16 protein-coding genes are annotated in these 14,068 nt (G+C 63.4%); 5 read left to right on the top strand and 11 right to left on the bottom strand.

Annotated elements, in window-relative coordinates:
• Positions 1 to 111 precede the first annotated feature (111 nt).
• Complete coding sequence (locus F3J24_RS15210) at positions 112 to 774, top strand: DUF924 family protein (RefSeq protein WP_167007944.1); 663 nt, start codon at positions 112 to 114, stop codon at positions 772 to 774.
• A gap of 5 nt (positions 775 to 779) precedes the next feature.
• Here F3J24_RS15210 and F3J24_RS15205 read toward each other — a convergent pair whose 3' ends face one another.
• The 7 genes from F3J24_RS15205 to F3J24_RS15175 form a co-directional block, all read right to left on the bottom strand.
• Positions 780 to 1,883 carry an acyltransferase gene (locus tag F3J24_RS15205; protein ID WP_167007941.1) on the bottom strand — a complete coding sequence of 368 codons (1,104 nt, stop codon included), beginning with the start codon at positions 1,881 to 1,883 and terminating at the stop codon, positions 780 to 782.
• A gap of 436 nt (positions 1,884 to 2,319) precedes the next feature.
• Entirely contained in the window at positions 2,320 to 3,081 is a 762-nt protein-coding gene (locus F3J24_RS15200) for a sterol desaturase family protein (protein WP_370527735.1), read from the bottom strand.
• A gap of 59 nt (positions 3,082 to 3,140) precedes the next feature.
• Positions 3,141 to 4,103, bottom strand: a complete 963-nt coding sequence (locus tag F3J24_RS15195; RefSeq protein WP_167007935.1) for a transporter substrate-binding domain-containing protein — start codon at positions 4,101 to 4,103, stop codon at positions 3,141 to 3,143.
• Between the two features lie 156 nt (positions 4,104 to 4,259).
• On the bottom strand, positions 4,260 to 5,096 hold the full coding sequence (locus F3J24_RS15190; protein ID WP_167008248.1) for a tRNA-uridine aminocarboxypropyltransferase: 837 nt from the start codon (positions 5,094 to 5,096) through the stop codon (positions 4,260 to 4,262).
• A gap of 81 nt (positions 5,097 to 5,177) precedes the next feature.
• Positions 5,178 to 5,960 (bottom strand): hypothetical protein, encoded by a 783-nt coding sequence (locus tag F3J24_RS15185; RefSeq protein ID WP_167007932.1) that lies wholly within the window; start codon positions 5,958 to 5,960, stop codon positions 5,178 to 5,180.
• A gap of 72 nt (positions 5,961 to 6,032) precedes the next feature.
• On the bottom strand, positions 6,033 to 6,644 hold the full coding sequence (locus tag F3J24_RS15180) for a class I SAM-dependent methyltransferase (protein WP_167007929.1): 612 nt from the start codon (positions 6,642 to 6,644) through the stop codon (positions 6,033 to 6,035).
• A 134-nt stretch (positions 6,645 to 6,778) separates the two neighbouring features.
• Entirely contained in the window at positions 6,779 to 7,021 is a 243-nt protein-coding gene (locus F3J24_RS15175) for a hypothetical protein (protein WP_019042688.1), read from the bottom strand.
• Here F3J24_RS15175 and F3J24_RS15170 point away from each other — a divergent pair.
• Positions 7,020 to 7,295, top strand: a complete 276-nt coding sequence (locus tag F3J24_RS15170) for a hypothetical protein (protein ID WP_167007926.1) — start codon at positions 7,020 to 7,022, stop codon at positions 7,293 to 7,295. The two genes, F3J24_RS15175 and F3J24_RS15170, sit on opposite strands and share 2 nt — an antisense overlap.
• Here the strand turns inward: F3J24_RS15170 and F3J24_RS15165 are convergent.
• The gene (locus F3J24_RS15165) at positions 7,274 to 7,648 is read right to left on the bottom strand and encodes a VOC family protein (protein WP_167007922.1); all 375 of its coding nucleotides are present in this window, start codon (positions 7,646 to 7,648) and stop codon (positions 7,274 to 7,276) included. The genes F3J24_RS15170 and F3J24_RS15165 overlap by 22 nt on opposite strands.
• 103 nt (positions 7,649 to 7,751) lie before the next feature.
• Between F3J24_RS15165 and F3J24_RS15160 the strand changes: the two genes are divergently transcribed.
• The 3 genes from F3J24_RS15160 to F3J24_RS15150 all read left to right on the top strand — a co-directional run bounded on the left by F3J24_RS15160 (position 7,752) and on the right by F3J24_RS15150 (position 10,440).
• Positions 7,752 to 8,327, top strand: coding sequence for a flavin reductase family protein (locus tag F3J24_RS15160; RefSeq protein ID WP_167007905.1), 576 nt, complete (start codon positions 7,752 to 7,754; stop codon positions 8,325 to 8,327).
• Positions 8,328 to 8,564: 237 nt separating this feature from the next.
• Positions 8,565 to 9,383, top strand: coding sequence for a hypothetical protein (locus F3J24_RS15155; protein WP_167007902.1), 819 nt, complete (start codon positions 8,565 to 8,567; stop codon positions 9,381 to 9,383).
• A complete protein-coding gene (locus F3J24_RS15150) occupies positions 9,376 to 10,440 on the top strand; it encodes a PAS domain-containing protein (RefSeq protein WP_167007899.1) in 1,065 nt (354 codons plus the stop codon). Before F3J24_RS15155 ends, F3J24_RS15150 begins: the two co-directional genes overlap by 8 nt.
• Positions 10,441 to 10,532: 92 nt before the next feature.
• Here the strand turns inward: F3J24_RS15150 and F3J24_RS15145 are convergent, their stop codons facing one another.
• The 3 genes from F3J24_RS15145 to F3J24_RS15135 all read right to left on the bottom strand — a co-directional run bounded on the left by F3J24_RS15145 (position 10,533) and on the right by F3J24_RS15135 (position 14,067).
• On the bottom strand, positions 10,533 to 11,198 hold the full coding sequence (locus F3J24_RS15145; RefSeq protein WP_050873236.1) for a response regulator transcription factor: 666 nt from the start codon (positions 11,196 to 11,198) through the stop codon (positions 10,533 to 10,535).
• A 12-nt stretch (positions 11,199 to 11,210) separates the two neighbouring features.
• Positions 11,211 to 13,172 (bottom strand): type IV pili methyl-accepting chemotaxis transducer N-terminal domain-containing protein, encoded by a 1,962-nt coding sequence (locus tag F3J24_RS15140; protein ID WP_167007896.1) that lies wholly within the window; start codon positions 13,170 to 13,172, stop codon positions 11,211 to 11,213.
• A 235-nt stretch (positions 13,173 to 13,407) separates the two neighbouring features.
• Positions 13,408 to 14,067: a carbonic anhydrase gene (locus F3J24_RS15135; RefSeq protein ID WP_050873235.1), complete on the bottom strand. Its 660-nt coding sequence runs from the start codon at positions 14,065 to 14,067 to the stop codon at positions 13,408 to 13,410.
• Position 14,068 lies beyond the last annotated feature (1 nt).

Below are 14,068 nucleotides of genomic sequence, written 5' to 3'. Positions count from 1 at the left end.
TGGCAGTTCCCTATCTGATGCAATCTGCAGGTAAAAGACTGTTATCTAACGTCCGACGCCAGCAGGGGTTGACCGTCGGCACATGGCAGCAGTGCATGCACAATGATTTGCATGACTGCATATCCTTCTTCCCTCAGCCATGAGGCACTGACAGCCGCCGCTCAGGACGCCAGCCTGCCCGACCAGATCCTGACCCTGTGGTTCGGCAGCGCCAGGCCCAGCAATTCCGATGCCCTCAAGCACAAGGCGCAGTGGTTCACCAAATCGGCAGCTTTCGACGAGGAGCTGCGCCAGCGCTTTGGCACTGCGGTGGAGGCCGCTCTGGGCGGTGCGCTGCAGCACTGGACAACCCAGGGTCCATGGCAGCAGCTGGCATTGGTGATCCTGCTCGACCAGTTCACGCGCAATATCCACCGCAACACCCCCAGGAGCTTTGCCGGTGACGCACAGGCCCTGGCACTGGCACTGCAGGCGATGGACTCCGGCAGCGACCGACTACTGCCCGAGGTGGCCCGCGTCTTCATGTACCTGCCACTGGAACATTCCGAAGACCCGGCCATGCAGCAACGCAGTGTGGCCTCCTTCAAGGACTTGCTGGAGAACGCCACGGACGCCGAACTGCGCGAATATCTGGCCGGAACGCTGGACTACGCCCATCGCCATCAGGTGGTGATAGAGCGTTTTTGCCGCTTCCCGCACCGCAACCACATTCTGGGCCGCGCCAGCACCGCCGAAGAGGCCGAGTACCTGGCCCAGCCCGGCTCAGGCTTCTAGGGCGGTCACAATCCGCGCGTAGCCTCGCGCAGCGCGGGCTCCTGGCGCGCCGGGGGCTGGCGCACGGGCTTTTTGCCCGCCCCCAGGTCGCGGTGGCGCATGGCCCAGCGCTCTACCGTGTAGAACGATAGTGCCGACAGGGCAGTCGAGATCAGCAAACCCGCGACCACAGTCACGGGCCAGGAGTAATCGGCACGCAGATAGCGCACCACCGGGTAATGCCAGAGGTAGATGCCGTAGGACAGCTGGCCCAGCTTGATGAGCAGCGGCGCCGTCAGCATTTCATAGACCAGACCCGTGGGCTTTTGCACGGCCAGCAGCACGACCAGGGCAGCGCACTCCACCACCGTGACACCCCAGACCATGGCGTGCTGGTTGTCCCATTCCAGCTCCATGATCAAGGGCACGGCCAGCACAAACCACATGGTGTAGGCGCGCAACGACTGCAGACGCTCTATCCATTGGGGGCGCTCCATCATCAGTGCCGCCAGCAAGGCACCGGCCAGCAAACCCGAGGCCCGCGTATCGAATCGGAAGAAGATTTCGTAGAACTGCTGGCCTTGCACCACCCAGAAGATGCGCCACAGCGTGCTCAGCAGCCACAGCGCCGCAAGCGGCGCCCAGACCCGGCCCGGTGTGGCCTTGCGCAGCAGCAGGACCAGCAGCGGCGGCCAGATCAGATAGAAATGTTCCTCCACCGACAGCGACCACATATGCAGCAGCGTGTCAGGGCTGTCGAAGAAGGCAATGCCGTAGTCAGCCAGGTAGAGGATGGAGACCAGGGCGTCCGAATAAATATCCGTAAGGTCTGGCCAGATGAACGGCGCGAACACGCAGTACGCGAGCAGAAACAGCGCCAGTGCAGGCATGAGCCGGAAGAAGCGGCGGCGGTAAAAGCGCCAGTAATCGAGCTTGCCATGCTGCCGATATTCCATCAGCAGCAGCGAGGTGATCAAAAAGCCGCTGAGCACGAAGAACAGATCGACGCCGAAGAAGGCGCCGTCGAACATCGGGGCATGTGCGTGCGAGAGCAGCACCAGCACAATGGCTATGCCTCTCAATCCATCGAGCGCTGGGTTGTAGCGCAGCTTGAACGCCGACTCCACCAAAACCGGACACCTTTCCTTTCGCCCAGGCACGGGCCGGGCTTGCAGACAAACGATCACAGCCACGCATGAGGCATGGCTGAAGCAGTATTCAGAATTTGAGCAAAGAGGCAGTAACAGCTCTTTGCAGCGACCCGGGGGTCACAGAGCGCATGAAAACACGCTCAGGGGTGCCGGAACCTGGCAGGCGATTTGTCTGTTGCATCTCACCGGGGGGGGAGGCCACAGAATGTTATGAATGCCCGCAGCCAGACGGCTTGGCGTCTGTTGACAGGTGAACAGACCGGGGCAATTTGAACAGATTTTTGCCTCCGGCCCAAGCAGGGGACGGAGCTTGCCGAACTCTGGCAGGGTCTTGGCAGGCCGTGTTAACAATTAAGAACAAAAACAGCAGGCCGCGCTCCACCCATCGGCACCATCAGCTATCAATTTCGAAGCTTCAGGATGACTTGCGGCGGCCGCAGGCGGGCGCACTCTGGTGCACATCGCGCCACAGCAGCATCTCGGCCACGCGCTCGGACTTGTCGTCATCAAAGCCCAGCTGCTGCGCACGCTCGGCGGGGTTGGTCCAGGTGCCGAACAAGATGTCCCACAGCGGCAGGCCGTAGTTCTGCGCATGGTGGCCATGCTGATGGTGCACGGTATGCATTTCCGGGCGCTGCAGCACATAGCCGAGCCAGCGCGGCGTGCGCAGATCGGCGTGAGTGAACAGATCGAAGGCCGCCGTCAGCCCCAGGGCCACGGCTGCCGCCGCAGGGCTGGCGCCCAGCACCCAGTAGCTGGAGATCACGCTCAGCAGCATGGCGGCGCAGGAGTCCAGCGGATGGGCATAGAACGAGGTCAGCACCTCGATGCGCCGCGCGCTGTGATGCAGCTGGTGGAACACGCGCCACAGCAGATCCGAGGCATGGGTGGCGCGGTGCCACCAGTAAAAGACAAAGCTGGTGATGAAAAAGCTCAGCAGCCCCACCAACAGCGGGTTCCAGCGCGCGCCCACATCCAGCAGCGCATGCTGGCGAATCCGGTCTTCCAGCAACCAGCCCAGCGCCAGCGTGCAGACCAGCGTCAGCGCGCCCAGGGCGCTGCTGTAGATCAGCCAGCGCCGGTCGCAGAGATTGCGCGAGGCGGGCGCAATCACCTCGCGCGTGAAGACCGCCACAAACAGCAGCGCAATCAGCGGATAGACCAGGTACTCCAGCACGGCAGACACTCCCCTTGCGGTTTGCCTTGCAGTCTATCGGCTGATGTGGGCCTGCCGCTTTATTGGGGCAATACGAACTGTTCCAGCGGCGTGTCGTTGGGCGCGGCCAACTGCTTCTTGAGCACCTCGCCCATGGGCAGGTTCAGGTTCACGTTCTTGGGCGCAATGGGCTGCATAAACCATTTGTTGTAGAGCTTGTGCAGCTCGCCCGAGCGGATCATCTGCAAAATGGCGCCGTCCACGGCCTTCTTGATCTGCGGGTCGTTCTTGCTGAACTGGATGGCAATCGGCTCGGCACCGATCACCTCGCCCACAATCTTGTAGCCCTGCGGGTTCTTGCTCTGGCCGATCACGCCGGCCAGCATGTTGTCGTCCAGCACAAAGGCATCGACGCGACCCGACTCCAGCATCAGAAAGCTCTCGAACTGGTCCTTGCTCATCAGCGTCTTGAAGTTCAGCTCGTTGTCACTGGCGTACTTGCGCAGAATCTGCACCGCCGTCGTGCCCGTGATGGCGCCCACATTGCGCCCCTGCAACTGCTTGAAGGAGGTGATGCCCGAGTCGGCACGCACGGCCATGCGCACCTCGCTGACATAGGTGGTCAAACCAAACGCTACCTGCTTCTGGCGCGTGAGGTTGTTGGTCATGCTGGCGCAGTTGAAATCGGCCGTGCCGTTGTTGATCAGCGGCATGGTGTTCTGCGGCGTCAGCACCATGTATTTGAGCTGGGCCTTGGGCGCAATCGCATGCACCACGCGCTCGCAGAGGTCCATGTGATAGCCGACAAACTTCTCGTTCGCACCGATCGCGTAGGACATGGGAACCGCCGCCTCCCGCACCCCCAGCACCACGGTGCCGCCGGCCTGCCAGCGCTGCAGCGTGGGCGATGCGGACAGGTCCACCGCCGTATCGATACCTGAGCCGACATTGGAGCTCGCCGCTTCGGTCTTGCCCGCAGCCATGGCCGAAACCGCACATACCAGCGCTGCTGCCAGCCCAGCCCATTTCAACGACTTGCCCATCATCCACTCCCGAAAAACAAAAGCGCCGAGACCCCTGGTCATCGGCGCTCATCAACCACCCGATACGGCACATACCTCATGTACACATGAGGCCCTGAGCCGATTGTCGTTGCTCGCTTATCGCTTTGAGTGGAATGCTTATGCCTGCACGTAGCCTCATGCCTCGCGTTTGGCGGTGACGGCCCCCATCAGTTCACGCAGGCGCTGGTGGATGCTGCTGGCCTCATCGACCGGCTGCTGGTGCTTGGCCCGCAGATAGCGCTCGGTGAACACGCCCAGATAGCTCTCCAGCACGCGGCCGGCCTGCATATCACCGGCATCGCCCACCAGCTCCAGACACAGCGCCGCCACCTCGCTGGTGCAGAAATGGTCGTCGCGCTTAGACCTGCGCAGCTGATAGCGGGAGATCAGGTCCGGGTTCAGGCTGAGCACGGGAAAGCCATCGAGATACGGACTTTTGCGGAACATCTTGCGCGCCTCGGACCAGGTCGCGTCCAGCAGTATGAACAGCGGACGCCTGCCGGGCTGCAGTGCGCTGCTGTCGCCGCCGTCAAGCGTCTCCACCACACGCTCTGCAGGCTCCGCATATTCGCCAGGGAAGACCACATAGGGCTGCCATTGCGGATCGGCCAGCAAGGCCTGCAGCTGCGGGCCCAGCTCGGTGCGCGACCAGCCGAAGGCATGGGTGTCCTGCACCACATCGGCAATCAGCCAGCCCGTGTTGCTGGGCTTGAGCGGCTCGGCATCATGCATCAGCAGGCAGAAGGCCGCGCGCGTGGCCAGCTCGGGCCGCAGCGCGCACATGCAGTGGGAGGGGCGCAAGCGGCAGCCCTCGCAGCGCTCGCCCTTGGGGCCGCCACGCGCCAGAAAAGGCCGCGTGCTGCGCGCCAGCCGCGCATGGCGCAAGCGCGAGACGGCATGCGGGGGCAGCGTGGAGGCAAGGGCTTTCTGCGCAGTCAGAGCGGCAGGAGACAAAGGCGTGGAAGCGGGCAAAACGGACACCAGCGGATTCGGACAGATGCCCGGATTGTCCCGCGTTTGCCAATTCCAGTGCTGGCGCTCCCGGAGCGCCGCTTAGTCGCAGTCGCCCTGCTCGAAGGTCGGCCCGCGGCCGAAGCTGAACACCGTGGGCTTGGCATTCCTGAGTCCGGCAGAGATCACGTTCCTGAAGCGGTTCGGCTCGCAGTTGAAGCGTGTGTCCAGCACATAGTCGTCGGACTCGGCCTTGACCATGGCATCGCGCCAGGCTGCCGTCGCATCCAGCACCTTGCCGTCCACCATGGGGGCCTGCACCGAGTAATTGATGAAGTTGGTCAGGCGCGAGCCCTTGGCCTCCAGATAGATCACGGGGTCGGCGGCATTGCCGCACAGCGTCAGGCAGTCAGCGTAGTAGCGGCTGTCCAGCAGAGGCTCGAAGCTGCCAAAGGTCAGGTCACCGAGCTTGATATCGGGCTGGCCCTCGGACACATTGAGCACGCTCTTGAGCGAGAGATTGCAGCTGGGTGCGATATCGACCTCGACAGACTCGATCACCTTATCGGCCTCGTCGCTGACCAGGGTGATATCGCAGCCGTCGGTGCGGAGCTGATGACGGTGAAATTCCGAGCGCATAGCCGGGCCGGCAATCTTTTCCACATAGGCCAGATTCATGCCTATGGTCTCGGTGCTGAACAGCTGGTCAATCACACGTCTGGCTTCGGCAGTTGGCTGTGCAGGCGCGGGGGCCGGCACAGCGGCCGGCGCCTGTGCCGGGGGCGCAGTGGCTTCGGTCTTGGAATCCGAGCAGGCCAGAAGCAGGGCTGCGCCAGCCATGGCAGTGGTCCAGGCTGCGCAGCGTTTGATCCAGCGATGAGACATCTCCATATCCTTGCGAGTTCACAAGCCCCGCAATATAGGTGCTGGCCTCGAAATCACCAAGAACCGCTGGTTTCAGCCTCCCAGGCACTCCAGCTCGAACAGCGGCATATCTGCGCTTCGGCTAAGCCAGACACCGCCGCCCAGTTCCTTGAAGTGAGGCTGCAGGCCGCGGCGGTACAGCTCGGCACGATGGCGGTACAGGCGAGGGTCGGTCAGCTCCTCGTCGATGATGTCGCGCTCGTAGTCCTCGCGTGCCACGGCCTCGATGTAGAGACCGCCGCGCGACAGCCGGCCCAGGTTGGTCAGCGCCTTTTTCAGGTCTGCCGGACTCAGATAGGGCAGCACGCCCTGGCAGATCACCAGATCGAAAGGCTGGCCATCTTTGGGCTGCCAATCCACCACCGAGCCCTGCTCCCAGCCATAGCGCTCGCAGAGATAGGGACTGAACTCCACGCCCTGATACTGCACACCCGGAAAGTGCTTTTGCACCGCCTCGCGCCACAGGCCTATGCCGCAGCCCACATCAAGCACCCGCTGCACGGGCACGCGCAGATACGCAAGATACGAGCAGACAAACGCACCCAGCCGCCGCGCGTGCTCGGGATCGATCACGCTGGTCTTTTTGTCAAAATAAAAGCGCTGGTAATACGCCTCGTCAAACCACTCGTTGCTTGCTGATTGCACGCAGCCTCCTTCAAAAAAACAAACGGCGCCCGAAGACGCCGAAACTTCAAAAACCGACGCTGACTCAGGAAAGAGACAGCCAGCAAGGGCCTGGGAGGCCCCGCCGAGGCAAGGCGCGCAGCGCCTCAGGGGGGTTAAATTCTGCCGACCACGGACCAGCCCTTGCGCTGGTCCTGCTTGTTGTTCTCGTAGTCCCACACCGTGCCGCAGCGCTCGCAGACATAGCGGGTCACCGTCGCCGTGGTCGAGCCACGCTCCTCCTTGCGATTGCCGCGCTGCATCAGTTCGGCATGGCCGGGGGCTTTGCGCCAGTTGCGCTGAATGCCGGCGCAGGCGTCGCACAGATGGTCTTCGGCAGGAGTGGTGGTGTTGGTCATGAAAAAACTACTGAATGTGGTGCAGGCCACGGACATCTGCCCGCGCTGCAAAGCAGCCATTGTGCCGCCTGCCCCGGTTTTGCACCGGCGGTGGGCACAGCATCACCGCTTGCAGGTCGGGCATGACCGCGTTCCATGTTGCCGCTTGGAGCTCAAGGCCTTGTCCGGCAAGCGCAGACAGCTCCTGTTTATGATCGCCGCCGCCGAAACCAAAAAAGGCCGCTTGCGCGGCCCTGGTTCAGTCAGCCTCGATCAGGCCTTCGCGGGGCGATAGGCCAGACAGATCTTGTTGCCGTCGGGGTCGCGCAGATAGGCCAGATAAATGGAATCGCCGCGCCAGCCCGGCGCGTCCTCGATCGAGACGCCACCCGCTGCCAGGCCCGCCGCGTGGGCCGCGTTCACCTGATCGGTGGACTGAGCCAGAAAGCCCGTGGTCGCGCCATTGCCCGAGCTTGCCGATTCGCCGTTGATGGGCGTGGAGATGGCAAACACGCCCGTGGGGCTGCGGTAGAAGAAGCGGTTCTTGTTGGCAACGCCGGGCGCAATACCCAGTTGACCCAGCAGCGCGTCGTAAAAGCGCTTGCTGGACTCCAGATCATTTACACCCAGCATGATGTGGCTAAACATGGTTGTCTCCTGGAAAGGCCCTGTTTCGGGCGAAGATGGGAAATCAGCAAGCCATCGTAACGGGAGCTTGCCATCCTCTTCTGTCACCCATATTCAGCCCACCATGCTGCCAGACCATTTCACCCCGGTTCCCCTGGACAAGTCCTACCGCCTGCTCAATCACGGCCCCACGGTCATCGTCTCGGCCCAGCACGCAGGCGAGCGCAACGCCATGAGCGCGGCCTGGGCCTGCGCGCTCGATTTCTCTCCGCCCAAGATCAGCGTGGTGCTCGACAAGGCCACACACACGCGCACCCTGGTCGAGGGCAGCGGCCTCTTCGCCCTGCAGCTGCCCACCGTGCCCCAGGCAGCGCTGACGGTGGGCATAGGTACGGACAGCGCCGTGACCGAGCCCCACAAGCTCGCCAAACATGGCGTTCAACTGTTCGACGCACCGGGCTTGGCTGTACCGCTGGTGGCGGGCTGCGCCGCCTGGCTGGTCTGCAGGCTGATTCCCGAGCCGCACAACCAGCAGAGCTATGACCTGTTCATCGCCGAAGTCGCGGCCGCCTGGGCCGACGAACGGGTATTCCGCAACGGGCACTGGGAATTCGACTCTGCGCCTGCCGAGCTGCGCACCCTGCACTATGTAGCGGGCGGGCAGTTCTTCGCGATTGGCGAATCGGTGCTCGTGAAATAGCAGTTTTCATGGCTGCATCGCTTACCTATAAAGCGATGACAGCTATCAAAATAATATGCACCTTGCCATGACGGCCACTGCGACTCCCGGGCCTGCGGGCCGCAGAGCCTGTGCACCCAGGCCTATGTAACCGCCTTGATTTAGACTGCCACACTGACTGACATATCAATCAACCCATGACTGCCAGTGCAGTACCAGCGCACAGGGCAGCGATCAATCACCGCGAAGTGACAGGCCATGGCGCAAGAGTTTTTTGATCCCGTGCTGTTCATCAAGGAGGATGCGCCGACTTCCGTCGATCTGTCGCAGACACCGTTTTTCTGCAATATCCACGGCTATCCTCACTACTGCGCAGAACCGCCCACGGGCTTGAAGGTGCTGGAGCCTGCCATCAGCAATCCCGAGGTCGCCATCGGCAACGCATACCGCGTCCTTTCGTCAACCACCACGCATCCGCAGCCCGAATACGGCAGCCAGACCCAGCTCGTGTTCCAGGCCGACCGGATCGAGTACCAAGCCCTAGCCGCCACCCCTGAAACGGCGGCGGCGTTCGGGATGACGCTGATCGAGCCCGGACAGGGCATTCGCATCACCAGCCCGCAACCACGGCTTTCGCTGGTCGACTACGAGTACGGCATGTTTGCCGGGCATCGCTCGCCCTATGAGGGCACCGGCTACCGCTTGCTGGGCAAGGTCTGTACCGACCTTGAACATCACGATTTCCCGCATGTCTTCACCTCGGTGGACCCGCACCTGCCTCTGGTGATCTCGGTTGGCAAGTACTGGCCGCAGCAGCGGAAAATCTGTCTGGCCGACCTCTGGCTGCCACGGGGCAAGGCCTTGTATGTGCCGCCCCGGCCCAGCCTGCCCGGCCAGACCTGCCTGGATCTGCACGGCAACCGCAATTCGGCCCTGGCCTGCTGGCGCGGGATAGAGCGATCCAGCGTCAGAACCCAGACCCTGCTGCAGACCGAAGGCGGCTACTTCTACTGGTTCTGGAACGAGCTGCCCACCACCCACCCCCTTCTGGACATGACAGGAGTGCCTCATGATTGAAGCCCGCCCCCGCCTGCGCACACTTGAACCCGATACGGACAATGGCCTCTACCAGACGCTGCTGGAGTCCACCCTGGCGATCCCCTTCAAGATTGACTGGGCCAGCCAGAAGTACCGCTATATCGGCCCGCAGATCGCGGACCTGCTGGGCTGGAGCCCCGAGAGCTGGGAGACCGTGAACGACTGGGCCGAACGCATCCACCCCGACGAACGCGAGCAAACCGTCTCGCGCTGCGTGGAGCTCTGCCTGGCCGGTGTGGACCACGAGGCCGAATACCGGGCTCTGACCAGCGACAACCGCTTTGTCTGGGTCAAGGAAGTGGTGCATGTGATGTGCGACGAACAGGGCCAGCCCACGGCGCTGATCGGTTTCACCTTCGACATCACCGAGCAGAAGAAATCCGAGCACCTGCGCGCCGAGCTGGAGGCCCAGAAGCTCTCCAACGCCAGACTGCAGGAGCGCCTGCGCCTGACCCATGATCTGCACGACGGCCTGGGCGGCGAGCTGGTCCACATGATTGCTTCTGTCGAGCAGGGCAGCGAAGCCCTGACCCGGCCCCAGGTGCTTTCCATGCTCAAGCTCATCCGCAACGACCTGCGCCAGAGCATAGACAGCAATGCCTCGGCCCAGGTGCGCGTGCCCGCCACGCCTCAGGAATGGCTGGCCCCCTTGCGCCGCCGCTTCAACGATCTGTTCGAGGCCTTGGGAATACGCTGCGACTGGCAATTTCCGCAGAACTGGAGGCAACCGCCCAACGCGCTGCAATACCTGGCGCTGACCCGGCTGATCGAAGAGGCGCTGACCAACGTCATCAAGCACAGCCAGGCACGTCATGTACGCCTGTCTCTGGTCCAGCCTCAAGCGCAGGAATTGCTGCTGGAGATCGAGGATGACGGCGTGGGCTTTGATGTGCAGGCCGTGGAGGCATCGGGCCTAGGCGTCGGCATGCGCTCCATGGCGGTGCGCATTGCACGAGTCGGCGGACTGCTGGGAATCGAGTCGCAACCTGGGCGGACGGCGCTGGCGGCAAAAGTGGTTCTTGCAGCCGAAATCTAAGAGCAACCTAAGGCTTTAGCGCCTGTGCAGCAAGCGCAGGCAGCTATCAATTTCTACGCTGACTGCTGGCCCGCGCAAGCGCCTGCGCGACGCTATTCGTCCACATGCAGTCCGTGCTCGACGGCGTACACGGCAACCTGCACCCGGCTGGTCAGATTGAGCTTTTTCAGCACGTTCTGCACATGGATCTTGACGGTGCTTTCGCTGACGTCGAGTTCACGCGCAATGACCTTGTTGCTGGCGCCACGCGCCAGGTACTGGACGATCTGGATCTCGCGTGCCGTCAGGCGATGGCGCTCCCCCGTCCCCTGGCCTGCCTGCACGGCCTGCGAGGCCTGGTCGCGAAACTGATCGACCAGCTTGGCGGTCATGCTTTCAGCGATCACCGACTCGCCCGCCGCTGCACGCCGGATGGCCGAGGTCAGCACCTCGGCGTCGATGTTCTTGACCAGATAGCCTCGCGCGCCATCGCGCAGCGCCTGGCCCAGCTCGTCAGCCTCTTCAGAGACCGTCAGGATGATGACCGCGCAGGACGGCAGGTCCTGGGTCAGCAATTGCAGTGTCTCCAGTCCGGACAGGCCTGGCAGGTTCAGATCCAGAAGCACCACATCGGGCTTGAGTTCCTTGGCGCGCTTGATGCCTTCGACGCCGTCGCCCGCCTCGGCCACCACCTCGAAGTCGGGTTGGCGCTGCAGCAACAGCCGCACGCCGGAGCGAAACAGGGTGTGGTCGTCGACGAGAAGTATCCGGATGGGCATAGTCAAGATGGGTCAGGCAGCCTGGCGTTCGCTGCCGGGCAAGGTCAGCGCGACGCGGGTGCCGGCGCCGGGCTGGGATTCCAGTTTTATCACGGCGTGCATGCGCGCGGCACGCTCGCGCATGATGTGCAGCCCTACATGGGCCTCTCCGCGCGCAGCCACATCGGCCGCATCGTAGCCCTGGCCGTTATCGGATATCAGCAGGGTGAAGTCGCGGTCGTTGCCGACGCTGACCTGGACCAGGCTGGCTTCCGAATGCTTGCGCACATTGGACAGCGCTTCCTGCAGTATGAACAGCACCTGCAGCTGCTGCTCGGGCGGCAAGGGCGCCCCCTCGCCGGGGAGGATGTGCAGCTCGGTGGTGATGCCGGTCTGGCGCCGGAAGCGCTCGATCGTGGTCTCCATGGCTTGCTGCAGATCGCCATGTCCCAGCTTGCTGCGGAAATTGGTCAGCAGCTCGCGCACGTCCTTGTAGCTTTCGTCCACGCCCGTGCGCAGCAGCGGCAGGATTTCCGCGACCTCATCCTCATCGCCGCGCTTGACGGCCGCGTCCAGCATCTGAAGCTGCAAGTTCAAGAAGTTCAAGCCCTGGGCCAGGCTGTCGTGCAGGCCCTGTGCCACCAATCCGCGCTCCTGCACCACCGCCAGTTGCCGCGCCTGGGCGCTCAGGCGCCGGTTGTCCAGCGCCACGCCCAGATGCCGGCCCAGAGTTTCCAGCAACTGGGAGTCCGACGGCGCCAGGCTGCGATGCTCGCGAAAATGCAGCGAATACGAGCCCAGCACCTCGTCACGCGTGACGATGCGGAATACGGCCACGCTGGCGAAGCCATCGCGCACGCAGTTCAGGTCCAGGTCGCGCCGCGTCAGGTCGGGCCGCGCCGCGCTGGCTCTGAGGTCCTGGATCACGATCACGCCGGTCTCGCGGGTGGCGGTGCCGCAATAGCAGTCGCCGACCTTCATGCAATGCTCTGACTCCACCAGCTCTTCGGACAGCCCCACGGACACTAGCAGATTGAGCTTCTCGTGGTCGGGGTCCAGCGCCCGGATGCTGCCGCCGTCGGCGTCGAACTGGGTCATGACGCGTTGCAGAAAACCTTCGCACAACGCCTCGATCTCATTGGGCTGATTCAGAAAGGCCGCCATATCGTATAGCGCACCGATGTCGCGATTCTGTGCGGCCAACTGCGCGGTCTTCTGCTCGACCCGCTGCTCCAGGCTTGTGTACAGGTCCTGGAGTTCGTCGGCCATGCGGTTGAAACCGCGCGCCAGAACGCCGAATTCGTCCTGGCTCTCGACTGGCAGACGCGTGCTGAACTCGCGCTCGGCCATGCGCTGCAGCCCGTCGCGCAGGCGCAGCACGGGCGCGATGATCCAGAGATACAGCATGTAGATCATGGCCACCGTGCCCGCGCTGGCAATCGCTCCCAGCACGCCCTGCGACAGACGCAGCGCGGTGGTCTTGCCGGCATTGTCCTGTTCGATCATCCGCACCAGCGTATCCGCCCGCGCCACGAATTCGGGCAGGGTCTCCAGATAGGTGCTGGCGTCCCGTGACTGCAAGGCCTGCAGCGCGGTGGGCTTCATGATGTCCTGCCAGTAGCTGGACACGTCATGCCACTGGGCCAATATCGCCTCGTCGTCGGGAATGAACAGAGGCCGCGCCGGATTGCCTCGTGCGAGGCGCGAAATGGTGTCGTCCATCAGGGCGATCTGCTCACGGGTACGGGCCTCCTCCCCTGGCTGTGGCCGCATCAGCTCGACCGCCACACGGTTGGCCCGCATGCGCAGGCTGCCGGTGTCGTTGATGGCGGCACCCGCCCCTTCCAGCTGCCACGACAGCCACAGAGTCCAGCAGACCATGGACAGCACCACCACCAGCGCTACCAGCGAGCTGACGACGATGCGCGTGGACAAGCGATGCCGCGGCGATGGCAGGGCATCGGCTCCGGCATCAGAGGGAGGGGAAGGCGTCATGGCAAACATGGCCTGCAAGGCCGAAAGCGGTTGATGGTGCAGGCCAAGTTTGCGCGCAACAGACCACATACCGCTGTGGTCGCACTGTCCAGTCCGAGTGCGCCGGATGGGAATTCAAGCGTCAGCCCCGATCTGGGCGCGCCGCGCAGCCCCTGCACGATCGCATCGCGACGGGGCGGAACCTTGATCGCCCTGGTCTTGCCGCCACAGCGGCCAAGGTTTGCTAGAACTGGGGTCATGCGTGCTCCGTGAGCAAGGGACAGACCATGGGCAAAAACGCGTCTGCCCTGGGCGAGTATGCCAGCAAGGCCCCCGCCACCAGATCGAAATACCAGCCGTGCAGGCTCAGGCTGCCGCTGTCGCAGGCACGCCGCACGAACGGCAGCTCTTCCAGGTTGCGCAGCGATATCAGGATGGACGCCTGTTCGCAGGCACGTCGGCATTCGGCGTCAGAGGCCCCGGGCATCTGCCGCAGCACCCGCTGACGCGCCGGCTCGGCAATATCCATCCAGCGGTCGAGATAATTGGTTTCGCCGTCGCTGCGTGTGCGCCGCTCCATCAGCGCGCGGATGCCGCCGCACTGGGCATGGCCAAGCACGATGATGCGGCTGACACGCAGTTGTTCGACGGCAAACTGTATGGCCGCCAGCACACCCTGCAGCCCCCGGTCGGTACTGGTGGGCGGCACCAGATTGGCGACATTGCGCACGGCGAAGATATCGCCCGGGTCGCAGCCCAGCAGCATGGCCGGATCGACGCGCGAATCGCAGCAGCCCACCAGCAGGGTGCTGGGATGCTGACCGTCGCGCAGATCGCGGTAGAGCGCAGGCGCGTCCTCGTAGTATTGCTGCTGGAACCGCTGAAAGCCGTCGACGAAGCGTTCGATGTCGTCCATC

Origin of the sequence: Comamonas sp. Tr-654, assembly GCF_011752915.1 — a bacterium.
Classification (GTDB): Bacteria; Pseudomonadota; Gammaproteobacteria; order Burkholderiales; family Burkholderiaceae_C; genus Comamonas.
The sequence above is the reverse complement of the archived record's forward strand: the minus strand, read 5'-3'. Positions and strand labels throughout refer to the sequence as shown.